At 72.9% G+C, this 22,802-nt stretch carries 15 protein-coding genes and 2 pseudogenes; 10 read left to right on the plus strand and 7 right to left on the minus strand.

Annotated features, from left to right (window positions below):
• Positions 1–370: 370 nt before the first annotated feature.
• Positions 371–1,897, minus strand: a complete 1,527-nt coding sequence (locus tag LG395_RS19610) for a serine/threonine-protein kinase (RefSeq protein ID WP_225810661.1) — start codon at positions 1,895–1,897, stop codon at positions 371–373.
• 285 nt (positions 1,898–2,182) lie between these two features.
• On the opposite strand from LG395_RS19610, the pseudogene LG395_RS19615 reads away from it, so the two are divergent.
• From LG395_RS19615 to LG395_RS19630, 4 genes and pseudogenes are all read left to right on the plus strand, one after another.
• Positions 2,183–2,473 (plus strand): annotated as a pseudogene (locus LG395_RS19615) (cytochrome P450); the annotation flags it as partial.
• A gap of 258 nt (positions 2,474–2,731) precedes the next feature.
• Positions 2,732–3,448, plus strand: a complete 717-nt coding sequence (locus LG395_RS19620) for a helix-turn-helix transcriptional regulator (RefSeq protein WP_225810662.1) — start codon at positions 2,732–2,734, stop codon at positions 3,446–3,448.
• Between the two features lie 31 nt (positions 3,449–3,479).
• Complete coding sequence (locus tag LG395_RS19625; RefSeq protein ID WP_225810663.1) at positions 3,480–3,998, plus strand: DUF3291 domain-containing protein; 519 nt, start codon at positions 3,480–3,482, stop codon at positions 3,996–3,998.
• A gap of 107 nt (positions 3,999–4,105) precedes the next feature.
• Positions 4,106–6,901, plus strand: coding sequence for a SpoIIE family protein phosphatase (locus LG395_RS19630; protein ID WP_225810664.1), 2,796 nt, complete (start codon positions 4,106–4,108; stop codon positions 6,899–6,901).
• A gap of 237 nt (positions 6,902–7,138) precedes the next feature.
• Here LG395_RS19630 and LG395_RS19635 read toward each other — a convergent pair whose 3' ends face one another.
• The 3 genes from LG395_RS19635 to LG395_RS19645 form a co-directional block, all read right to left on the minus strand.
• Positions 7,139–8,362 (minus strand): PP2C family protein-serine/threonine phosphatase, encoded by a 1,224-nt coding sequence (locus tag LG395_RS19635; RefSeq protein ID WP_171159289.1) that lies wholly within the window; start codon positions 8,360–8,362, stop codon positions 7,139–7,141.
• Positions 8,359–8,976, minus strand: coding sequence for an FCD domain-containing protein (locus LG395_RS19640; protein ID WP_225810665.1), 618 nt, complete (start codon positions 8,974–8,976; stop codon positions 8,359–8,361). The genes LG395_RS19635 and LG395_RS19640 overlap by 4 nt, the downstream gene beginning before the upstream one ends.
• Before the next feature lie 97 nt (positions 8,977–9,073).
• The gene (locus LG395_RS19645) at positions 9,074–9,496 is read right to left on the minus strand and encodes a hypothetical protein (RefSeq protein ID WP_225810825.1); all 423 of its coding nucleotides are present in this window, start codon (positions 9,494–9,496) and stop codon (positions 9,074–9,076) included.
• A gap of 146 nt (positions 9,497–9,642) precedes the next feature.
• On the opposite strand from LG395_RS19645, the gene LG395_RS19650 reads away from it, so the two are divergent.
• From LG395_RS19650 to LG395_RS19665, 4 genes are all read left to right on the plus strand, one after another.
• Positions 9,643–10,854, plus strand: a complete 1,212-nt coding sequence (locus tag LG395_RS19650) for an ROK family transcriptional regulator (RefSeq protein WP_225810666.1) — start codon at positions 9,643–9,645, stop codon at positions 10,852–10,854.
• Between the two features lie 371 nt (positions 10,855–11,225).
• Positions 11,226–13,100, plus strand: coding sequence for an alpha-galactosidase D (locus LG395_RS19655; protein WP_225810667.1), 1,875 nt, complete (start codon positions 11,226–11,228; stop codon positions 13,098–13,100).
• A gap of 110 nt (positions 13,101–13,210) precedes the next feature.
• Positions 13,211–15,628 (plus strand): glycosyl hydrolase family 95 catalytic domain-containing protein, encoded by a 2,418-nt coding sequence (locus LG395_RS19660; protein WP_225810668.1) that lies wholly within the window; start codon positions 13,211–13,213, stop codon positions 15,626–15,628.
• 172 nt (positions 15,629–15,800) lie between these two features.
• Positions 15,801–17,087 (plus strand): SGNH/GDSL hydrolase family protein, encoded by a 1,287-nt coding sequence (locus LG395_RS19665; RefSeq protein WP_225810669.1) that lies wholly within the window; start codon positions 15,801–15,803, stop codon positions 17,085–17,087.
• Between the two features lie 57 nt (positions 17,088–17,144).
• Here LG395_RS19665 and LG395_RS19670 read toward each other — a convergent pair.
• Positions 17,145–17,968 (minus strand): annotated as a pseudogene (locus LG395_RS19670) (LysR family transcriptional regulator); the annotation flags it as partial.
• A 175-nt stretch (positions 17,969–18,143) separates the two neighbouring features.
• On the opposite strand from LG395_RS19670, the gene arr reads away from it, so the two are divergent.
• Entirely contained in the window at positions 18,144–18,572 is a 429-nt protein-coding gene (gene arr, locus LG395_RS19675; protein WP_171159284.1) for an NAD(+)--rifampin ADP-ribosyltransferase, read from the plus strand.
• Positions 18,573–18,769: 197 nt separating this feature from the next.
• On the plus strand, positions 18,770–18,979 hold the full coding sequence (locus tag LG395_RS19680) for a hypothetical protein (RefSeq protein ID WP_171159283.1): 210 nt from the start codon (positions 18,770–18,772) through the stop codon (positions 18,977–18,979).
• Between the two features lie 55 nt (positions 18,980–19,034).
• On the opposite strand, the gene LG395_RS19685 is transcribed toward LG395_RS19680, so the two are convergent.
• Positions 19,035–19,925 carry a universal stress protein gene (locus LG395_RS19685; protein WP_225810807.1) on the minus strand — a complete coding sequence of 297 codons (891 nt, stop codon included), beginning with the start codon at positions 19,923–19,925 and terminating at the stop codon, positions 19,035–19,037.
• Between the two features lie 164 nt (positions 19,926–20,089).
• Complete coding sequence (locus LG395_RS19690; protein WP_225810670.1) at positions 20,090–22,474, minus strand: phosphoketolase family protein; 2,385 nt, start codon at positions 22,472–22,474, stop codon at positions 20,090–20,092.
• Positions 22,475–22,802 lie beyond the last annotated feature (328 nt).

Consider the following 22,802-nt stretch of genomic DNA (forward strand, 5'->3'; position numbering starts at 1 on the left):
GCGTCGCCGGGTGAGGCGGGTCGCCGCCGAACGGCGCACAGCCGTCGTCCACGGACCCGCCGCCTCGCACGCGCGAGGCCGGCACGGAGTGCCGCCGTACCGGTCCGTCACCGTGTCGGCGCCCGGTCACGGGCCGGGCCGTCGGCGGTCGTTGCCGACACGGGCCCGGGCGCAGACCGGGTCGAGCGGCTCATCGGATCACCGGCTGGTCATGGGCCGCCCAGCGGCCGGACGTGGGCCGGGCGGAGGCGCGGTCTCGTCCGGGTACCGCGCTGCCGGGCCGCCGTCCGGCGGGGCGGGCGACCGCAAGCGCATCGTGAAGCAGCGCACGGGCGACCGAACCGGGGGCCGCGCCGCCAGGGGCGGGCTCTCAGTGCGCCTTCTTCTTCCCGGCCTCGTTCTTCCCGGTCTTGTTCTTTCCCGCCTTCTTCTCACCGGCCTTCTTCTCACCGGCCTTCTTCTCGTCGGCCTTCTTCTGGTGTGCGTCTTCGGCCTTCTGGGGCTTGCCGGGCCCCTCGCCGGACCCGGCTGGTCCCCTGGTGCCGTGCGACACGGTCTCGGACACTCGCGTGACCCCACCGCCCGGTGTGCCCTGGGCGGTGCCGGGTGGCGGCGGAGCCGTGGTGCCGTGGGCGGCGCCCGTGCCGGCGGCGGACGCCCGGCTCGGCACGGCCGGGGCGGAGCCGGGGGTCCGGCTGGAGGTGGGGTCGGGAAGCCGCCCCGCGGGGACGTCACGGGCGGACAGGTTGACGGGGGCGGATTCCGCCTCGTGACCGGGATCGGACGCGCCCGGTGCGTCGGCCCTCGCGGAGGGGCTGCTCACCGCACGTGCCGCCGCGTGGTGCGCGGATCCGTCGGACACGGCGACCGTAGCGGCCGTGGCGGCCACGGCGGCCGCCAGCGCGGCGGCCGTACCGGCGACCAGACGGCGTCCGCGCGCGGGCGCGGCCTTCGCAGCGGCCGTTCCGGTGGTGTGCGGCGCGTGCGGGTGCGTGCGGTCGGCCCACGCCGGTACCTGCTCGGGGACCAGGCTCGTGACCTCGGCCGGGGACGGGACGGCCACGGGGCCGTCCGACTCCGCGAGGGCGGCCAGCGTCAGGGCGCAGTCGTCGGCCGATGGACGGGCCTCCGCGTCCAGCGCGGTCATGTCCGCGAGCAGCGCCGCGTACCGGGCGGGGAGGGAACCGGGCAGTTCGGGCCGCCGGTGGAGCCGCGCGATCGCGGCCTCCAGGAGGGTGCCGTCGTATTCGAGCCGGCTCGTGACGCATTCGAGGAGCACCAGCCCGAGGGCGTAGACGTCGGCGGGCGGGCCCACAGGCCGGCCGAGCACCTGCTCGGGGGACAGGTAGGCGGCCGTGCCGACGAGGGTGCCGGTGGTGGTACGGGTGGTGGCGTCCAGCAGCCGGGAGATGCCGAAGTCGGTCAGGTGGGGGCGGCCGGACGTGTCCAGGATGATGTTCGAGGGCTTCACGTCACGGTGCACGATCCCCGCGTCGTGCGCGTGGGCCAGAGCACGCGCGAGGCCGGCTCCGAGAGCCGCGGTCTCCCCGGGCGTCAGGGCACCCGTGGCGATGCGCGTCTTCAGCGTCGGACCTTCGATCAGCTCCATCACCAGGTAGGCGCGTCCGTCGTGCCGGCCGGCGTCGTAGACGGTGACCAGGCCGGGGTGCCGCAACCGGGCGAGGATCACCGCCTCGTTGTGGAAGCCGTCCTCCTGGTCGCCGCCGGCACCGCCGCGGAAGACCTTGACCGCCACCCGGCGTTTGAGACGCAGGTCGAAGCCGCGGTGGACGTCGCCGGCGCCACCCGAGCCGATGACCGCGTCCAGGCGATAGCGTCCGCCCAGTACCTGTGCGGAACACCGCGACGGTGCCAGAGCCGACTGGCGGAGCCTCATGCCATCTCCCACTGCTTGTCCAGGTGCTGCCCACAGGTGCGCCTGCGAGGGGGCGCCGCACACGCGTACCCCTGAGGGGCCGGAGTACCCCTGCGCCGGCTCCTGCGGTGCGGCCGCCGGTACCGCGCAGGCGCTCCCGGGACAGCGGCCTACTGGTGACAGGCGGGCGCGCGGCGCACGGTGACCGTGCCGGCCCGGCCCGGCACGGGTGCCGCCACGGCCTGCGGGGCCGAGGGTGGCGCGGGCCACGGCGGCCAGGAACGTGAAGGCCAGCGCACGCTTGCGCAGAGGCACCCCTCCCTCATCCCGAGGGCCGTGGAGGAGTTCCCGCGCCGGGCCTCCCCCGTCTACCACTTCGGCCGCACGCCACGCGCGACGTCGAACTGGTCGGCAGGCACATCAAGGAGGGCGCCAAGGCCGTCATGTGGTTCGCCTCCGGCAACCGCGACGAGGAGGTCTTTCGCAACCCTGATCTCCCGTCCGGCGGACATCGAGCCGGCCGGGGACGCCGCCCGGGTCCGCTCCAACTCCGTCAACGGCATCAAGAGGCTGCCGGTGGAGGTGACTTCGGCCTGACCTGAGTCGGCCGACGTCCGCCTCACCGCGAGTCCTGCCGCTCAGCCGTAGCGGCGGACGCGGGCGGCGGTCGCCGGGGCGTACGGCGGCCGGTCGTCGACGGTTCCGGCGGCGACGAACCGGGCGAGGGCGGTCCCGGCCGTCGGCTCCTACGGCGCCCCTTACAGAAGTCCGCCCATCAGGCCGTCGCGCGGATGCGCGGGGCCGGAGCGACCCGCCTCTCTATCTCCAACGCGGGTTGTTCCTAGACTGGGCGGGGTGAAGGACATCGACTCGATCGCGGTGTTGCAGGATCCGGTGCGGCGCCGCCTGTACGAGTACGTGGTGGCACAGGGCCGCGAGGTCGGCCGCAACGAGGCCGCCGAGGCGGCCGGGGTGGCACGCACGCTCGCCGCGCACCATCTGGACAAGCTGACCGAGGCCGGGCTGCTCGAATGCGGCAGCCGCCGCCTGACGGGCCGCTCGGGACCGGGGGCCGGACGCCCCGCCAAGGTGTACACGCGGGCCCGGGCCGAACGGTCCGTGTCGCTGCCCGCCCGCGACTACCGCACCGCCGCCGAACTGCTCGCCGAGGCCGCCGAGCAGGCCGGACTGGACGCCGGGCTCTGCGCGGCCGCGCGCCGCCGGGGGGAGGCCCTGCGCGGCTCGGCGGAACCCTGTGGCGGGCTCGAGGAGGCCATGGAGGTGCTGGCCGCCCGCGGCTACGAACCCTATGTGGCCGGCGCCGAGGCCACCGGGGACGTCCAGGCCGCCGAAGGCGCCGGGGTGACGGCCACGGCGGCCGCCCGCGTCGTCCGCATGCGCAACTGCCCCTTCCACGCCGTCGCCGAGCGCTTCCCGCCCCTCGTCTGCGGCATGAACCTCGCCTTGCTGGAGGGGCTGTTCGGTACGGACGGCCCCGTCCGCGCCCGCATGGACGCCCGGCCGGGCGAATGCTGCGTGGTGGTCGAGAGTTCTAAAAACAACATCGATTGACATAGAAATGGGCCCGTGCTGGGATGGGGCCATGACCGCATCCGCGCCCGCCGCCCATCTCGCCCAGCTCAACGTCGCCACGCTCCGTCACCCCCTCGACGACCCGCGCACGACGCCGTTCACCGAGATGCTCGCCCCGGTCAACGCCGCCGCCGACGGCACGCCCGGCTTCGTGTGGCGACTCGTGGAGGAGGGGACGGGCGACGCCACCGGCCTGCGCCCGGCCGGCGAGGACGTCATCGTCAACCTGTCCGTGTGGGAGAGCCGGGAAGCGCTGTGGGACTTCACCTACCGCAGCGGACACCTGGAGGTGCTGCGGCGGCGCCGCGAATGGTTCCACCGGCACGTCGAGGCACACCTGGTGCTCTGGTGGATCCCCGCCGGCCAGCTCCCGACCGTCGGTGAGGCCCTGGAGCGGCTGGCGCACCTGCGGGCCCACGGCCCGTCCCCGCGCGCGTTCACCTTCGCCTCCTTCTGCACCGCGGCCGAGGCCGCCCCGAGTTCCCGGCCGGAACCGGCGGCAGGCGCGGCGGCGGTCCAGACCGGCTGAGATGCCCTGGCAGGCCCGCCGACCTCGGGCCCGGAGGACCCCGGAACACTCATGACCGGGCAGCCACACCCGAGCAGATGCCCCATTTGCCCGATTACTCTGGAGCGGTGGAGTCGTACCCAACTGCTTCGGGCAGTGATCACGGCGGACGGGCCCCGCTGGGCGGCGCAATACGCCCGGAGATCCTCGCGTCCTGGGAGCGCTCGCAGTCTCTCGGCATCGACCGCGAACGGGCGGCCCTGCCGATCGAGAGCGACCTCGATCCCGACACCCGGCTGGTCAGGGCCGCCGCACCGGTGCTGACCCGCCTGTACGAACGGTTCTCGGGCGTACCGGTGACCGTGACACTGGCCGACTCGCACGCGCGCATCGTCGACCGGTGGGGCGACCGGGCGGGGCTGGCACTGATGGACGCCGCCTCCCTGGTGCCGGGCGCCAACGTCGACGAGCGGTTCATGGGAACGAGCAGCGTCAGCATGGTACTGAGCACCAGGGCGCCGTTCGTGGTCGTGGGCCACGAACACTTCCTGCACGACCTCAAGCAGCTCACCTGCATGGCGGCGCCGGTACGCGACCCGGTGGGCGGCACCGTGCGGGGCGCGGTCAACCTCTCGGTGCCCCTGGAGCTGGCCGACCCCGGCATGGCGCTGGTCCTTCAGGACGCCACCGAACGCATCGGGAAGCGTCTGCTGGAGCTGAGTACGGCCCGCGAGCTCGAACTCACGCACTCCTTCCGCCGGGCCATGGAACGCGGCGGGCACGCCGAGCTGGACATCGAGTCGGGTGAGCTGTCCCGGCGCGGCGGACCGCCGCCCCGGCTGGCCTCGCAGGAAAGGCTGACACTGCTGGAGCGTGCCGTCGACCTGATCTCCTCGAACGGTGAGGCGTTCGCCGAGGTGCCGCTCGCGGGCAGTCGTGTGGCGGTCCTGCGCCGACGCGAGCTGCACCACGGCGACGCGGAGGGGGCGGCGGTCGAGGTCAGTTTCGAGGACAACGGCGGTGCGGGCACGGCACGTACGGCCACCGCGAACGGCCCCGGTGGCGGTCGTGTGCCGCTCCTGGACCCCTCCGCCGAGACGGCGGAGCCGCACACCGGCGGAACCGACGCGTGGCTGCTGCTCGTGGGCGAGCCGGGTGTCGGCCGGCTCGCCGCCGAGGCGCGCGGACGGCTGGCCCTGCTCAACGAGGCGGGTGTCCGGCTCGGCACCACCCTGGACCTGTGGCGCACCGCCGAGCAGCTGGCGGAGATCACCGTGCCGCGCTTCGCCGACCTGGTCGTCGTCGACCTGGCCGAGAGCGTCCTGGCCGGTGAGGAGCCACCGCCCGGACCGCTGCGCCCCGGCGTGCCGCTGCGCCGGGTGGCCGCCTGGGCCGGCGAGGACTCCCGCGACCTCCCGGCCGGCGGGGTGAACACGCCGGCCGGCTACCCCGCCGGCACACCCCAGGCCCGGTGCCTGGAGACCGGGCAGCCGGTCACGGACTCGGTGGTGACCGCCGCCCTCGCAGGGCACCCGGCCGGCCGCGCGCACCCCGTGGGCTTCCTCGGCGAGGGCGCGCACTCCTACCTGGGCGCTCCGCTGACCGCGCGGGGCTCCGTCCTCGGCCTGGCGGGGTTCTACCGCCGCGGCAGGACGAGGCCGTTCGAGCAGGACGACCTGACGCTGGCCGGCGAGCTGGCGGCGCGTGCCGCGATCAGCATGGACAACGCCCGCCGCTACCGCCGGGAGCACCACGCCTCCCTCACCCTGCAACGCAGCCTGTTGCCGCACGCGCTGCCCCGGCTCGGCACCGTCGGCCTCGCCTCCCGCTATCTGCCCGCGGACGCCAGGTCCGGGGTGGGCGGGGACTGGTTCGACGCGATCCCGCTGTCCGGTATGCGGGTGGCGCTGGTCGTCGGTGACGTGCCCGGGAACGGGTTGCAGGCGGCGGCGACCATGGGCCGGCTGCGTACGGCGGTACGGACGCTCGCCGGTCTCGACCTGTTGCCGGAGGAGGTGCTGGCCCACCTGGACGACCTGGTCAGCCGCACCCCTGAGGAAGACGCCGACGAGCAGGACCCGGCGACGGGGACGACCTGCCTGTACGCGATCTACGACCCGGTGTCCTGCCGCTGCACGGCCGCGACGGCCGGTCATCCGCCGCCGGCTCTGCTGACTCCGGACGGGCAGGCACGGCTGATCGGCCTCCCGACCGGTCCGCCGCTCGGGCTCGGCGGGCTGCAGCCGTACGAGTCCGCCACCGTCGACCTGCCCGCCGGCAGTCTGCTGACCATGTACACCGACGGTCTGCTGAAGGAGAGCCGCGGCTACGAGGACACCGAGGCGCGCACCGACCAGCTGCTGGCCTTGCTGCGCCTGGCCGGTCCGGAACTGGAGGACGCCTGCGACCGGGTCACGGACGCGCTCCTGCCCAACGGGCCGTCCGACGACGTGGCCCTGCTGCTGGCCCGTGTGCACGCGCTGCCCGAGGACCGGATGGCCTGCTGGGAGTTCCCGTCCGACCCCGCGGCCGTGGCCCGTGCCAGGGCGTTGACCCGTGCCCAGCTCGCCGCCTGGGGCATGTCGGAGCTGGACTTCAACACCGGGCTCGTGGTGAGCGAGCTGGTCACCAACGCCGTGCGGTACGGCGGCCCGGGGCCGGTGGGCCTGCGGTTGCTGCGGGACGACTCACTGATCTGCGAGGTCTCCGACGGCAGCAACACCTCTCCGCGGATCAGGCGCGCGGCCACGACCGAGGAGGGCGGGCGCGGCCTGTTCCTCGTAGCGCAGTTCACCAAGAGCTGGGGTGCCCGCTACATGCCGCAGGGCAAGACGGTGTGGGCCGAGCAGATTCCGCAACCGGAGCAGCAGACGCCCGACACGGACGAGGAGGCACTGCTGGCCATGTTCGACGACCCCGGCTGACCGGCCGCCGGTCGCGGCCGGTCAGCCGGGTACGGAGGTCCACGGTGGGGTAACCGCGCGGTACCCGGTCCGTCCCGGTCGGCGCGAGCGTCCGCCGCACGCGGTCGCCGGGTGCGGTCGGCGCCAGACGGGCGCCGGTGCCGCGGGCCGTGCGGTGGACCGCGGTCAGGCAGGTGAGCCCGGCGGGGTCCGGGAAGCCGGCGCCGGACAGGTTCTTACGGGGTCCCGGACCGGTTCTTACGGGGTCAGCTCCTGCTGGTGGCCGCCGCGCCACTCGGTGAGCAGTACGGTGGCGTCGTCGTCGAGCCTGCCGTCGTGGTGTTCCATGATCGCGGCCATCAGCCGGCGCAGGGTCTCGTGCAGGGTGTGCCGGCCGGAGTGGTGACGGCGGATGAAGTCGACGAACCGCTCCTGGCCGAATTCCGTCCCGTTTCTGTCGCGGGCCTCGACGACGCCGTCGGTGTACAGCAGCAGACGATCGCCGGGTTCGAGCTGCTCGGTGGCCATGGTGACCGGCAGGCCGAGGCCGGCGCCCATGGGACCGGCCGGGGGGCAGTCCAGCTCGGTGGTCCAGCGGTTGCCGCGGATCAGGAGGGGCAGGTGTTGACCGCGGTTGATCCAGGTCAGCCGGCCGCTTCGCATGTCCAGGTCGGCCAGGACACCGGTGACGTAGCGGCTGGTGCCGAACTGCCCGATCAGCGTCTCCTCCACCATCCGGCTGGTCTCGGTCAGCGAGGCGCCCTGACGGCGGGCGTTGCGGCAGGCGGCCACGGCGACGTTCGCGGTGATGCCGGCGGTGGTGTCGTGGCCCATGGCGTCGAAGACGCTCAGGTGGAGGGTGCTGCCGGCCACCGCGTAGTCGAAGGCGTCGCCGCCCACCTGGTAGGCGGGTTCCATCACCGCGCCGACCGTGACCTCGTGCCCCGCGTAGGCGGGTGGCGGGGTGAGGTTCCACTGCATCTCCGCGGCCACGTTCATCGGCTCCGTACGCACCAGACGCGCGTAGGAGTCGCTGTAGGACCGCTTGCTCAGCAACAGCAGGGCCGTCATCGACGCCAGGTCGCGCAGGGCTCGGCGGACGGGTTCCTCGTCGGTGTCGGTGTCGGCCCGCAGCACACCCAGGCGTTCCACACCGTCGGTGACGGCCACCCACCAGCGCCGCCCGCCCGGACGGTCGCACTCCCCTTCCCGTGCGGGTTCGGGCAGCAGTTCCACGCGCCGGTAGGCCTGGCCGGGCAGGCTGCCCGAGACGGTGAACTCCTGCCCGCCGTGTCCGGCATCCGGCCCCTGACCGGTGAGCCGGCGCAGGACCGTCTCCCGGATGTCCACGACGAAGAGGGCCACGTCGTGCATGCCGGCCGCGGCGGCGTGGTCGGCGATCATCCCCGGAAGCTCTTCGAGCGTGGCCGTGTGACTGGCCTGCATCAGCCGCAGCAGCGACGCCCCGGTGCTGTCGGTCACCTCGCCCCTCTTTCCTGGCCGCTCGGGTCGTACCCGTCCTCGGGCACCACACGGGTACCCGCTTCCGCACGGCACGCGCGGCCAGCGGCGGGCATGCCCGTGCCCGCCTGGATCCGGACGCCGTCGGCCGGCACCGGTCGGGGCGTGCGGGCCTGGCCGAGCCGGCGCCGGAAGCTGCCGGCGAGGTGCTCCGTCATGGCTTCCGCGGCCCGGTCGGGTCCGCGGCGCCGTGCGGCGCGCACGACACGTTCGTGTTCCGTCGGCGTGGGGTCGGCGGTGTTGCCGACGCTTCGGCTGGGGAGGACAGGCAGGTGGGAGTGGAGCCGCTCCACCGCGTCCGCGGGCGGCGGACGGTGCGAGGCCGTCGCGATCGTGTCGTGGAAGCGCTGGTCCAGGGCGGCGAAGCCGCGGTGGTCGGCGTAGCGCCCGGCCGGACCCGGGGGGGCCGCATCCCCGCCGGAACCGAGGGCCGCGGCCCTCGCCGCCGCCAACGCCACCGACGAGCAACTCGACACCCTCGAACGGCTCGTGGAGGAGGGCGAGACCCCGAGGGCGCGCGACAGCGCTTCGATCCCCACGCGTGTGCCCGGGGCGATCTCATGGTCCGTGACCACGGCCTTGATCCGCTCGTGGACGCTGTCCGAGAGGACCTGGCGGCCGGCGCCGGCGGACGGCCCGCTCCCGGACCGCGGGGCCCCGGCAGGGGAACTGTCACGCTGTGGCGCCCGGTCCCCGAGGGGAGCGCGTTGACCGGCCTGAGGCCGGCACCTTTCCCGCTGCTCCGGGCGGAGGCGGCTCCCTGTGCCACGCGCTGCACCCCGCGTCCCCGCCCGTGGTCACCGCCGCCGGCACACGGTCGCGGATGCCGAGCCGGTCGACCGGGTCCTGTGCAGCCTTCCGCTCCTCGGCGGCGGGGACGAGTCCGAGGGCCTTGGCCGGCTTCTTCCACACGGTGACCGTGATGTTCCGGTGGACGGGCTGTTCGAGGAGGACGCCCTCCTTGCGGTTCCCGGTCAGGCAGCCGACGCCGAACGCGTACGGCGTCTGGCAGGGCGAGGCGATCCGGACCGGGTCGCCGTGTACGGCGACGCTTGGCCACCAGGCGTCGTCCGTCAACCCCTTGCGCGTCACCATCCCGTTTCACCAGAGCCTTGGATACATCGTCAACGCCGGTGCATGATCCGGCATTTCAGAGGTTGAGCATCCCTCAGGTGAGCACTTCCGAAGAAGTGTGGTTTTTTCATTGACAGCGGAAAAGAGTCACGCCTAGGTTTCCGGCCATGCGCCCGACCTCCCCCCGTGAGTCGGTCCCCACGATGACTCCGGCCGCTTCCCTGGTCTTCACCACGCTGCTCTCCCACGGCCCGCTCACCCGGGCCGAGGTCGCGCGGCGGACCAGCCTCTCCGCCGCCGCCGTCACCAAGGCGGTACGTCCGCTGATGGAACTCGGCTATCTGGTCGAGGGGGTGGACGAGGAGGCGCCGCCCGCCGTGGGGCGCCCGGCCAGCCTGGTGTGGGTGGACGGCGGCAGGGCGCTGTTCATCGGGCTCAAGGTGACCGGCGACGAGATCATCGCCGTGCTGACCGACCTGTGCTGCCGCATCCGGATGTCCCGGCACGTGCACCTCACGGGCCGCGCGCCGGAGGCGGTGCTCCCCGCCATCACCGCACTGGTACAGGAGTTGCTCACCGAGGCCGTCGGATTCGGGGTGCGGGTACGGGGGCTGGGCATCGCGATCTCGGGGGACGTGGACCGGGCCGAGGGTGTGGTCCGTTACTCGCCCTTCCTGGAGTGGCGGGACGTACCGCTCGCCGAACTCGTCGCGGCCACCACGGGGTTGCCGGTCACGGTCGACAACGACGTGCGGGCGCTCACGGTCGCCGAGCACTGGTTCGGGGCCGGAGTCGGACTCTCGCACTTCGCCCTGGTCACCGTGGGCGCCGGCATCGGCTGTGGCCTGGTGGTGCACGGACGGGTGGTGTCGGGCGCGCACGGCGTGGCCGGCGAGATCGGGCATCTGTCGCTCGACCCGCTGGGCCCTCCGTGCCACTGCGGCAACCGGGGGTGCGTGGAGGCGATCGCGGCGGACCCCGCCATCGTGCGAGCGGTGCGCGCGGCCACCGGCGAGCAGGTGGCCGGCATCGCCGAGGCGCTGGACCTGGCCCGCCGCGAGGACCCCGGTGCCCGGGCGGTCTACGCACGGGCCGGCGAGGCCATCGGCAAGGCGATCGGATCACTGGTGAACCTCCTCGGTCCCGAGCGGGTGATCATCTCCGGGGAGGGCCTGGCCGCCTACGACCTCTTCGCGGAGGGCATCCGCGACTCCTTCGCCGCGTCCGCCTTCGGCACCGCCGCACGGTGTGACGTGGTGACACGTCCTCTCCCCTTCGAGGAGTGGGCGCGCGGCGCCGCGGCCACCGCCATCCAGTCCTTCATGGGATCGGACACGTACGAGGAGCAGCCCATGACGCTGCACGGCCGCGGCCCGTAGACCGCCGACGCCTCCGGCCGCCGGACGGCCCCCGGACGCCGCCCGGTGCCGGGGCCGCTCCGGGCCCGGCACCGCCCGCTCCCGCCCGGTCCCGTCGTCGGAGGCGCGGGGCCCGACCCGAAGACGGCCCCTCCCCCTGTTCGTCACGGCAGGCGCTCCCCTGACCGCGACCCCACGCTCCTGGTGCGCCGCACGCCACGGCGGCAGCGCATCGGCGGGCTCCCCTCGGCCCGGGCAAGGACGGAGCCGCCGGCGCGACGCCCCGGCGGCCGGCCGCTCGACCACCCGCGCCCGGCGTCCTGCCCGATCCGGCGCCCGCCCCCACCGGGTACCACCGCAATCCCGCTCACCCCACCCCCAGGAGGCGACCCATGCGGTCATCCCCGTACACAGCCCTGCGCGGAACCCGCCCCGGCTTCCCGCGCCGTACCCTCCAAGCGACGCTGGTGCTCGCCGTCGCGGCCGCACTGGCCACAGCGGCCCCGGCCGCCGGTCAGGCCATGGCCGCCAGCGCCGACTCCGCCACGTCCGCCGTCCGTTCCGCTTCGACCACGGCCGACGCCGCCTCCGGCCTCGCGGCCAAGCCCTACATGGGCTGGTCCAGCTGGAGCATGCAGTCCTCCAAGTACCCCGGGCTGAATCCGAACGGCGACTACAGCTACCTCACCGAGGCCAACGTGCTGAAACAGGCGGACGCCTTGGCCACCACCCTGAAGAAGTACGGCTACGAGTACGTCAACATCGACGCCGGCTGGTGGATGGACCAGAACTGGACGTCCGAGTTCGACCAGTACGGCCGGCAGACCCCGGACCCGGTCCGGTTCCCCCACGGCATGAAGTCCGTCGCCGACCACATCCACGCCAAGGGCCTCAAGGCCGGCATCTACCTGCCCGTCGGCCTGGAGAAGGGGGCCTACGGCGAGGGCAAGGTGCCGATCCGCAACGCCCCCGGCTGCACCACCGCGGACGTGGTCTACCCCGACCTGCGCACCACCAACGGCTGGGACAGCGCCTACAAGCTGGACTTCGGCAACCCTTGCGCGCAGAAGTACATCGACTCGCAGGCGCAGATGCTCGCGGACTGGGGCTACGACTTCCTGAAGCTCGACGGCGTCGGTCCCGGCTCGTTCAAGTCCGGCGACAACTACGACAACGTCCCGGACATCGCCGCCTGGCACAAGGCCATCGGTGACACCGGCCGCCCGATGCACCTGGAACTGTCCTGGTCGCTGGACATCGGCCACGCCGCCGACTGGAAGAAGTACTCCAACGGCTGGCGCATCGACACCGATGTGGAGTGCTACTGCAAGACCCTGGTCACCTGGGAGAACTCGGTCAACGACCGGTGGAACGACGCCCCCGCGTGGAGCGGCAAGGCCGGCCCCGGCGGCTGGAACGACCTCGACGCGGTCGACGTCGGCAACGGCGAGATGGACGGCCTCACCCCTGCCGAGCGGCAGAGCTACATGACCCTGTGGGCCATCAACAAGTCACCCCTGTTCACCGGTGACGACCTCACCCGGCTGGACGACTACGGACTCTCCCTGCTGACCAACCAGGAGGTCATCGCCGTCGACCAGAGCGGCTCGCCGGTCGCACGCCCCGTCACCCCGATGGGCGACGAGCAGGTCTGGGGGACGAAGAACCCCGACGGCAGTTACACCGTCGCCCTGTTCAACCTCGGCGACTCGTCGGCCTCCGTCACCGCCGACTGGGCGTCGTTCGGCTTCACCGGCGCGGCCTCCGTACGCGACCTGTGGCGGCACCAGAACCTGGGTACCTACAAGAACAGGATCACCGCGACGCTGCCCGCGCACGGTTCACGGCTGTTCACCGTCAAGCCCGGCGGTCCCGCGCTGTCGACCACCCGCTACGAGGCCGAGTCCGGGAACAACACCCTGACCGGGAACGCCTCCCCCGCCTCGTGCGACGCCTGCTCCGGCGGCAAGAAGGTCGGCAACCTCTACCTCGACAGCCGGCTGCAGTTCAACGACGTCACGGTGAAGAAGGACGGCATCTACACCATCAACGTCGCCTACGTCAGCGGCGACCCCCGTTCGGTGACCGTCTACTCCAACAGCGGCAACGGCACCCGGCTGAAGTTCCCCTCCACGGGTGACTGGAGCACCGTCCAGACCGTCAGCGTCCAGCTCGCCCTGAAGGCGGGCTCCAACAGCATCACGTTCGACAGCGGCTGGGACTACTCCCCCGACATCGACAGGATCGACGTCCCCAGGACCGCCTGACCCGCACGTGGGCCCGGTACGGCTCCGGGCCCACCCTCCCCGCACCACACCCGACGGCCCCGCATCCGTCGTTCCCGCATGCGCCGTTCCCCGGACATGGAGTGCACCACGTGGACACCCAGCACAACGCATCGCGCGACAACCGTCCCAGCCGCAGAGGCTTCCTCTCCCTCGCCGCCACCGCCGGCGCGGCCGCCGCACTCGGCGGTCTGCCGGGCTTCACCGCGTCGGCGGCCCCGTCCCGCCCCGTCTCCTCGCCCATGCTGTCCGCAGCCGCCGCCGCGAAGAACCAGCTGTGGTGGCGGGCTCCCGGCTCCCCCACCTCGATGATCCGGCAGGGCCTGCCGGTCGGGAACGGGCGCCTCGGGGCGCTCGTGAGCAACGACCCCTCCAGCGAACTGCTGACGATCACCGACGCCTCCCTGTGGACCGGCGGCGCCAACGACACCCTGCAGAGCGACGGCCAGTTCCCCTACGGCCGGGACGACTTCGGCTCCCTGACACTGCTGGCCGAGCTCACCGTCGACCTCCCCGGTCACGACCTGGGCTCCGTCGACGACTACCGCCGCACCCTGGACCTGGCCCAGGGCCTCGTCAGCGCTTCCTACGACCTGTCCGGCGTCACCTACCAGCGGCAGATCTTCGCCAGCCGCCCCGACGACGTCATCGTCGTGTACTTCTCCCAGCTCGGCGGCGGCACCTACACGGGCACCGTCACCCTGGCCGGCACCCACGGCGAGCACACCACCACGGACGGCACGCAGCGCTGCGCCTCGTTCGGGGCTTCCCTCGCCAACGGCCTGAAGTACGGCGCCGCCGTCACGGCGACCAGCGGCACCGGCACGGTCACCGTCGACGGTACGTCGATCAGGTTCAGCGGCTGCAAGGACCTCACCGTCGTGGTCAGCGGCGGCACGAACTACGCGCCCGACGCGGCCGCCGGGTTCCGCGACCCGGCCCTGGACCCGGAGCGTCTGGCCCGCACCAAGGTGCGGGACGCGGCCGGTCACTCCGCGAGCACCCTGCTGCACACCCACGTAGCGGACTTCCGCCCGGTGTTCGAGCAACTGGCCGTCGACCTCGGCACCTCGTCCACCGCCCAGCGCAAGCTGGACACCTGGCAGCGCGTACAAACCCGCTACCGGGACGACGTCCCGGACCCGGAACTGGAGGCGGCCTACCTCCAGTTCGGGCGCTACCTGATGATCTCCGGGTCGCGGGGCGTCCTGCCGATGGGTCTGCAGGGCCCGTGGCTGGACGGCAACGACCCGGACTGGATGGGTGACTACCACACCGACATCAACGTCCAGATGAACTACTGGCTGGCCGACCGCGCCGGACTGCCTGACTGCTTCGACACCTTCACGGACTACTGCCTCGCGCAACTGCCCTCGTGGACGGACGTCACGCGGCGCCTGTTCAACAGCCCGGACAACAGGTACCGCAACTCCAGCGGCCGGATAGCCGGCTGGACCGTGGCCATCTCCACCAACCCCTACGGCGGGGGCGGCTGGTGGTGGCACCCGGCCGGCAACGCCTGGATCTGCCAGAACCTGTTCGAACACTACGAGTACACCCAGGACCGCGCCTACCTGGAGAAGATCTACCCCCTCCTCAAGGGCGCCGTGGAGTTCTGGGAGGCCCGCCTCCTCACCACGACCGTCACGGACGCCTCCGGCTCCGCACGCGAGGTCCTCATCGCCGACAGCGACTGGTCCCCCGAGCAGGGACCGCTGGACGCCAAGGGCATCACCTACGCCCAGGAACTGGTGTGGAACCTCTTCGGCAACTACCGCACCGCGACCGGGGTGCTCGGCAGGGACACCTCCTACGGCCAGACCGTCGACGGACTGCGCGAGCGCCTGTACCTCCCCGTGGTCAGCCCCAAGACCGGCTGGCTGGAGGAGTGGATGTCGCCCGACAACCTGGGCGAGACCACGCACCGGCACCTGTCCCCGCTCGTCGGCCTCTTCCCGGGCGACCGGATCCGCCCGGACGACTCCACGCCGAAGGACATCCTCGCCGGCGCGACCGCCCTGCTGACCGCGCGCGGCATGAACAGCTACGGCTGGGCCAACGCCTGGCGCAGCCTGTGCTGGGCCCGGCTGAAGAACGCGGAGAAGGCCTACCAGCTGGTCGTCAACAACCTGAAGCCGTCCGCGGGCGGCAGCAATGGCACCGCACCGAACCTGTTCGACATCATGGACATGGGGGAGGGCCGTGGCATCTTCCAGATCGACGCCAACTTCGGCACCCCCTCCGCGATGATCGAGATGCTGGTGTACTCGCGGCCGGGCCACGTCGAGCTGCTGCCCGCACTGCCCGCCGCGTGGGCGGCGTCCGGATCGGTGTCCGGAGTCGGCGTGCGCGGCGGCTTCGTCGCCGACCTCAGGTGGCGGAACGGCAAGGTCACCCAGCTGACGCTGAGGAGCGTCGGCGGCCGGGACACAACCGTGTTCGCGGGCGGCACCTCGCGCAAGGTCAGCCTCAGGCCCGGCGGGTCCGTCACGTTGAGCAACCTCGGCTGAGGCCGGTGCGGCACGCACCTGTCCCCCGAGCCAACCCCCGATGACCCGTCGTCAGCGGACCGTCCCGCCGTCCGGAATCCGTCCGTCCCGGGCGGGTGCGGGGGCGGGACCGGGCCGGACTCCCCGCGGAGCCGGCCCGTCGCGGACGACGCGGAGAGTGGAGAGAACAACGATGTCCCAGGAAAAGGAAGGCACGGCGGCGGACCGCCGGCCGCGTCGCAGATCCCTGCTGTCCGTGTTCGGCGCCGTGACCGGGATGGTCCTCACGGTCGTCCCGCTGGGCACCGCGCACGCGGCGGGCGCCGCCGCCGCGCCGTCGCCCCAGGCCAAGGGCACCCGGGTCAGTGCCTGGTCACCCAGCATGACGACCGGCGGCCCGTCCTTCGACAACCAGACCATACGCATGGTGGTGCACAGCAGCGTCGCGGGTTCGGGCGTACGCATCACCCTGTCGAACCGGTACGGCACCGCGCCGCTCGACATCGCCACCGTGGACCTGGCCGTCCAGGCGAGCGGCGGTGAGGCGAGGCGCGGCACCACGCGGAACGTCACCTTCGGCAGCTCGCGCCGTGTCACGATCCCCGCCGGCGAGGAGGCGGTCAGCGACGTCGTCCCGATCTCGGTCGACGCCGGCGAGAACCTGCTGGTCGACCTCTACGCACCCGGCGCTACGGGAACGTCGACCTGGCACTCCGACGCGTTCGACACCACCTACATAGCCTCCGGCAACCACGCCGGTGACGACAGCGCCGCCGCGTTCGGCACCACCACGACCTCCTGGTACTACCTGGCGGGGATGGACGTCCTGTCGCCGACCGCGAGGGGCACCGTCGTCGCCTTCGGCGACTCCATCACGGACGGCTACCACTCCTCGAACGGGACGTACACCCGGTGGCCCGACTTCCTCGGACGCCGGCTGGGCTCCGGACCGGGCCCGCAGAAACTGAGCGTCGTCGACGCCGGCATCGGCGGCAACCGCGTGCTCACCGACGTCCCCAACCAGTGGCAGGGCGTGAGCGCCCTCAAGCGCTTCGGCCACGACGCCCTCGGCCAGCCGGGCGTCAAGGACGTCATCCTCTTCGAAGGCATCAACGACATCGGCAACAACGCGGGGCCGGACGGCCGGCCACTGACCGCGCAGGACCTCATCGACGGCTACCGCACCCTGATCGGCCAGGCCCACGCCGCCCACGTCAACATCATCGGCGCGACGCTGATGCCCGACGAGGGGAACGGGTACTACACGCCGGAGGCCGAGAGGATCCGCCAGAGCGTCAACCAGTGGATCCGCACGAGCGGCGCGTTCGACGGCGTCATCGACTTCGACCGGGCCATGCGTGACCCCGCGAACCCGGCGGCGCTCGACCCGGCCTACGACTCGGGCGACCACATCCACCCCAACGACGAGGGGATGAAGGCGATGGCCGACGCGATCGACCTGCGGCTGCTGCGTACCTGACCGGTCAGCCGGTGGTGCCGGCGGGGCCGCCGCGGGACGCGGGGGCCTCGGCCGGTGTCATACCCCGGCGGCCTCGGTCAGCCGTCCGCCGATCCGCGCCGCCGTCTCGCGCAGCCAGATGTGGGCGGCGTCGTGGGTGTGGACCGGGTGCCACCACATGGCCTCGCGCAGCGGCACCGCCTCGTACGGCGGCTCCACGACGCGTACGCGGCGAGCGGTGCCAGCAGTCGCGCGAGCCGTGCCTGGATCAGGGCGATGCGCCGGGTGCCGGCGACCAGCAGGGGCAGCAGCTGGAAGCTGTCGACGGAGACCTCGGCCCGGGGTTCGACACCGAGCATGCCGAGCCGGCGTACCGCCGGAGCGTCGTAGGTGCGCTGATAGGTGAACCAGGGCAGGCGGGCGAGGTCGTCGTGGGTGAGGCGGTCGTCGACGCCGGGATGGTCGTGGGCGACGAGGAAGACCCAGCGGTCGTCGTAGAGGTCGGTGACGGGGAAGTCGCTGATGACGCCGTGCGGCATGAGCAGGCCGTCGGCGGCGCTGAGCAGCGTCGCGGTGTCGTCGGCGACGGTGGCCGGGGTGTGGCTGAAGCGGAGCCGGATGCCCGGGGCCTCGTCGTGGACGACGCGGGCGAGTCCCGTGCCGAAGACGGCGACGGCGTAGTCGGACGCGAGGAGCCGGAACTCGCGGATCTCCTCGGCCGGGTCGAAGTCGGCCTGGCTGGCGAAGAGGCGTTCCAGCAGGTCGTACGCGGTGGCGGTGCGGTCGAGGAGGACCTGGCCGAGGGCGGTGAGCTCGTAGTGGCCGCCGACGCGGGCGAGCAGGTCGTCGCCGAAGTGCCGGCGCAGACGGGCCAGGGCGGCGCTCATCGCGGGCTGGCTCAGCCGCCGCCGCATGGATGGCGATCGCCCCGGGAATCGGCTCCCCTGATCTGCGATCGGGGTCCAGGGTAGTCACACCGTGTCCGGCGCCGTGCGCACGGTGTCGTCGCGGGCCTCAACCCGCCCGCAGTCCCTGTGGTTTCCTGTTACCCCGAGTCCGCGCCCCGAGGAGCAGCCCATGACCATCACACCTGTCCCCTTCCAGGTGTACGAGGCCGGAACCTACCTGCACGGCACGAAGGCGGCCCTGGTCCCCGGGGATCTGCTGGTCCCCGGGTACGCGTCGAACTTCGAGGAGGGGCGCACGTCCCGCCACGTCTACGTCTCCGAGACCCTGGACGCCGCCGTCTGGGGCGCCGAGCTCGCGGCCGGGGACGGTCCGGGCCGGATCTACGTGGTGGAGCCGACCGGAGAGCTGGAGGACGATCCCAACGTCACCGACAAGAAGTTCCCCGGCAACCCCACCCGCTCCTACCGCACCCGCGAGCCCGTGCGCGTCGTGTCGGAGCTCACGGGCTGGGCCGGTCACTCGCCCGAGCAGATCGAGGCCATGCTGAACGGACTGGCCGACCTTCGCCGCCGCGGCATGGCCACGATCCTGGACTGACGAGGACCGCCGGCCCCCGCGGGGAAGCCCCCGGCCGGTTCCCCTTGGTCCCGCGGTGGTGCGATTCGGCCCCACCTGCGGGTACACAGGGAGCATGCTGGGTGTGTGGCCGGCGGCTGTCCGGGCGTCGGGCGAGCCGATCGCCCAGGAGGGCCCGGCGTTGTGGAGACCACCCCTGCTCGCGACTGGGAGGGCCGATGAGCCGACGCACTCAACCTGATGCGCGGGCCGAGCGGAACGGCCGCGGTCCCGCGCTGCCCTCGGCGAGGAAGACGCGGCGGCGGGCGGCCCGGCCGGCCGGTTCGGGCCGGCCGAGCGCTCACAGCGCCGACGGCGAGCGGATGCTGCTGCCCGGCGGCACGTGGCGACGCGTCGAGACGATCAGGGTGCGAAGCCTGTTCGGCTGAGGACGAGCCACGAACCCCCTCCCCCGCCACCGGTCCAGGGCGTGCCGCGCGACGCTCACCGCCGTTCGGGCACGACCGCGACCGGGCACTGGGCGTGGTGGAGGAGGGCGTGGCCCACCCGGCCGACCTGGAGTCCGAAGTGCCCCTTGCCGCGTCGTGCCCCGACGATCACGAGGTCCGCCGCGGCCGACCGGCCCACGAGGACCTTGCCGGGCGGTCCCTCGGCGGCCGCCGGACGCGTCCGGACACGCGGATGCTCTACGGCCGCGGCCGTGAGCCGGGCGTCGACGACGGACGACGCGTGTTCCCGGGACGTGTCGAGCGGTCCTTCGGCCTGCACCCGGTTCGCGCTCTCGTCATGGCCTGGCCCGCGCCCGGCGCGCACGATGTCGAGGACACAGCCGCGCGCCTCGGCCTCCCGGAAGGCGAAACGGACGGCTTCCACGCCGGTGCCGGCCTCGCCGAGGCCTAGCAGGATGCGCCCGTGCGCACCCGCCAGGCCGACCCGGTCGCCGCGGACCACGATCGTCGGGCAGGGGGCTCGGGCCGCCACGGCCAGGCCCACCGACCCGAGCAGCAGCCCCCTCAGCTCGCCGCGGCCCCGTGAACCGGTCACCAGCGCGAAGGCCGTGCCGCCCTCGCGCACCAGGGCCGCCGTCGCCTCCTCGGGGACGATGCCGGTGGTGATCTTCACCTCCGGGTCGCGCCGTCGCGCCCGGTCGGCCGCCGAGGCCACGACGTCCTCGGCCAGCACCTGCTCGGAGGGCCGGTCCGGACCCGCCGGGGACAGGCCGGCCTCGTAGCGCTCCCACAGGGAGGCGTGGACCAGTCTGAGCGGGAGACCGTGGCGGGCGGCTTCGTCCACGGCCCAGTCGACCGCGACGAGGCTCGGCTCCGATCCGTCGACTCCCACGACCAGAGGGAGGAGCATCGTCCCCGCCGCCATCGTCCCCACCGCCTTTCCTGGGGCCGCCTGTCGCGCGGCACACCGCGAGGGCGCCGTACCACAACCTCATGGTCCCCCATCCGCACCGCGGCTGCCCGTACCGCCGGTGACGTACGGGAAGAGGGCCCCGGCGATGCCGCGCCGGGGCCCTCCCTCGAGGCGGCTCAGCCGTCCCACGTCCAGTCGGCGACCTCGGGCAGGTCCATGCCGTGTTCCCGGATGTGGACGTGGTGGCGCTGGCGGGCGTCCTCCATGTGCTGGCGTACGGCGGCCGCGCGGACGGCGAGGCCGGGGACGCGGTCGACGACGTCCATGACCAGGCGGTAGCGGTCCAGGTCGTTGCGGACCACCATGTCGAAGGGGGTGGTCGTGGTGCCGATCTCCTTGTAGCCGCGCACGTGCAGATGGCGGTGCCCGGTACGGCGGTAGGCCAGGCGGTGGATGAGCCAGGGGTAGCCGTGGTACGCGAAGATCACCGGCTTGTCGGCGGTGAAGAGGCCGTCGTACTCGAAGTCGCTCATGCCGTGCGGGTGTTCCCCGCTCGGCAGCAGTCGGGCGATGTCGACCACGTTGACCACGCGCACGGCCAGGTCGGGCAGGTGCCGGCGCAGCAACTGGGCCGCGGCGAGAACCTCCTGGGTCGGCACGTCGCCCGCGCACGCGAGCACCACGTCCGGTTCCCGCGTGCCGTCCTCGCTGCCGGCCCACTCCCAGATGCCGGCGCCCCGGGCGCAGTGGACCTTCGCCTCCTCCATCGAAAGCCAGTCGAAGCAGGGCTGTTTGCCCGCCACGATCACGTTGACGTAGTCGCGGCTGCGCAGGGCATGGTCGGCCACGGACAGCAGTGTGTTCGCGTCCGGCGGGAAGTACACCCGTACCGCCTCGGGACTCTTGTTCATGATGTGGTCCACGAAGCCGGGGTCCTGGTGGGAGAAGCCGTTGTGGTCCTGCCGCCACACGTGGGAGGTGAGGAGGTAGTTCAGGGAGGCGACGGGAGCGCGCCAGGACAGGCGGCGGGTGGTGCGCAGCCACTTGATGTGCTGGTTGACCATCGAGTCCACGATGTGCACGAAGGCCTCGTAGCAGGAGAACAGCCCGTGCCGGCCCGTGAGGAGGTAGCCCTCCAGCCAGCCCTGGCAGGTGTGCTCCGAGAGGATCTCCATCACCCGGCCGTGGCGGTCGAGGTGCTCGTCCACGTCGAGGACGGCGGCCTGCCAGGCCTTGCCGCTGGCCGCGTAGACGGCCTGGAGCCGGTTGGAGGCGGTCTCGTCGGGACCGACGAGACGGAAGTCGCGGCGGTCGGAGGTCGCCCGCATGACGTCCTCGAGCATGTCGCCGAACACACGTGTGGGTTCGTGCAGGGTGGCGCCGTGCTTGTCCACCTCGACGGCGTACTTCTCCAGGGGCGGAAGAGGCAGTTCCCGCAGGAGGAGGCCGCCGTTGGCGTGCGGAGTGGCACCGAGCCGCCGGGCACCCTCCGGGACGCACGCCAATACGTGTGCGCGGGGGGTGCCGTGCTCGTCGAACAGTTCCCCGGGACGGTAGGAGCGCAGCCACTGTTCCAGTTGCCGCAGGTGTTCCGGGTTGTCCCGCACGGCGGCCAGCGGCACCTGGTGCGCGCGCCAGGTGCCCTCGACCGGCAGTCCGTCCACCTCGGCGGGACCGGTCCAGCCCTTGGGGGTGCGCAGCACGATCACGGGCCAGCGGGGCCGGTCCGTGGCCCCGTCCTCGCGGGCGGCACGCTGGAAGCCGGCGATGCGGTCGGCCGCGCGGTCCATCGCCGCGGCCATCGCGCGGTGGACGGCTGTCGGGTCGTCACCGGTGACGTGGATGGGGTCGTGGCCGTAGCCGCGCAGGAGTTCGTCCAGTTCGGCTTCCGGGAGCCGGGCCAGCACCGTCGGATTGGCGATCTTGTAGCCGTTCAGGTGCAGGATCGGCAGTACGGCGCCGTCGCGGACCGGGTCGAGGAACTTGTTGGAGTGCCAGGAGGCGGCCAGCGGCCCGGTCTCGGCCTCCCCGTCGCCGATCACGCAGGCGACCAGCAGGTCCGGGTTGTCGAAGGCCGCTCCGTAGGCGTGCGACAGGGAGTAGCCGAGTTCCCCGCCCTCGTGGATGGAGCCGGGGGTCTCGGGGGCGACGTGGCTGGGCACCCCGCCCGGGAAGGAGAACTGCTTGAACAGCCGGGCCATGCCGGCCGCGTCCCGGGTGACGTCCGGGTAGGTCTCGGTGTACGACCCCTCCAGCCAGGCGTTGGCGAGTACGGCCGGGCCGCCGTGTCCGGGGCCCCAGATGCACAGCGCGTCCAGGCCGCGGGCCTTGACGAGCCGGTTGAGGTGGGTGTGCACCAGGTTCAGGCCGGGTGAGGTGCCCCAGTGGCCGAGCAGCCGCGGTTTGACGTGCTCGGGCTGGAGCGGCTCGCTCAGCAGGGGGTTGGCCATGAGGTAGATCTGGCCGACGGCGAGGTAGTTCGCGGCGCGCCAGTGGGCGTCCAGGGAGGCCAGCTCCTCGTCCGAGAGTTCGGCGGGCGCCGTGTGCGTGTCGACGGACATCCGGATCCCTTTCGTGTCGGGACGGCGTTCGGGGGCTTCGTGCGTCTCGGCCTGTGCAGGACCACCTTCCATCGGCGCGCGGGGTTCCCGACAGGGCCGTTCGGGCCACCGGGGGCGCCGTGGACGCTCCCGGTGGGACCCGACGGCCCCGGCCGCCACCCGGTCGGACCACCCGTGCGGTCGGTCGGCGGTGCGGCGCGGCCCCCGGGGTGACGGGAGATCCGTCGGTCACCCACCTCGGCCGTGCGCCGCCCCCGTGCGCCGGCCATGCCGACCCGCCCGCAGGGGAGATCAGTCGGAGGAGCAGGCAACTGAGCACCGTCTCCCG

The sequence above is a fragment of the Streptomyces spinosus genome (genome assembly GCF_020400655.1).
GTDB lineage: Bacteria > Actinomycetota > Actinomycetes > Streptomycetales > Streptomycetaceae > Streptomyces > Streptomyces argyrophylli.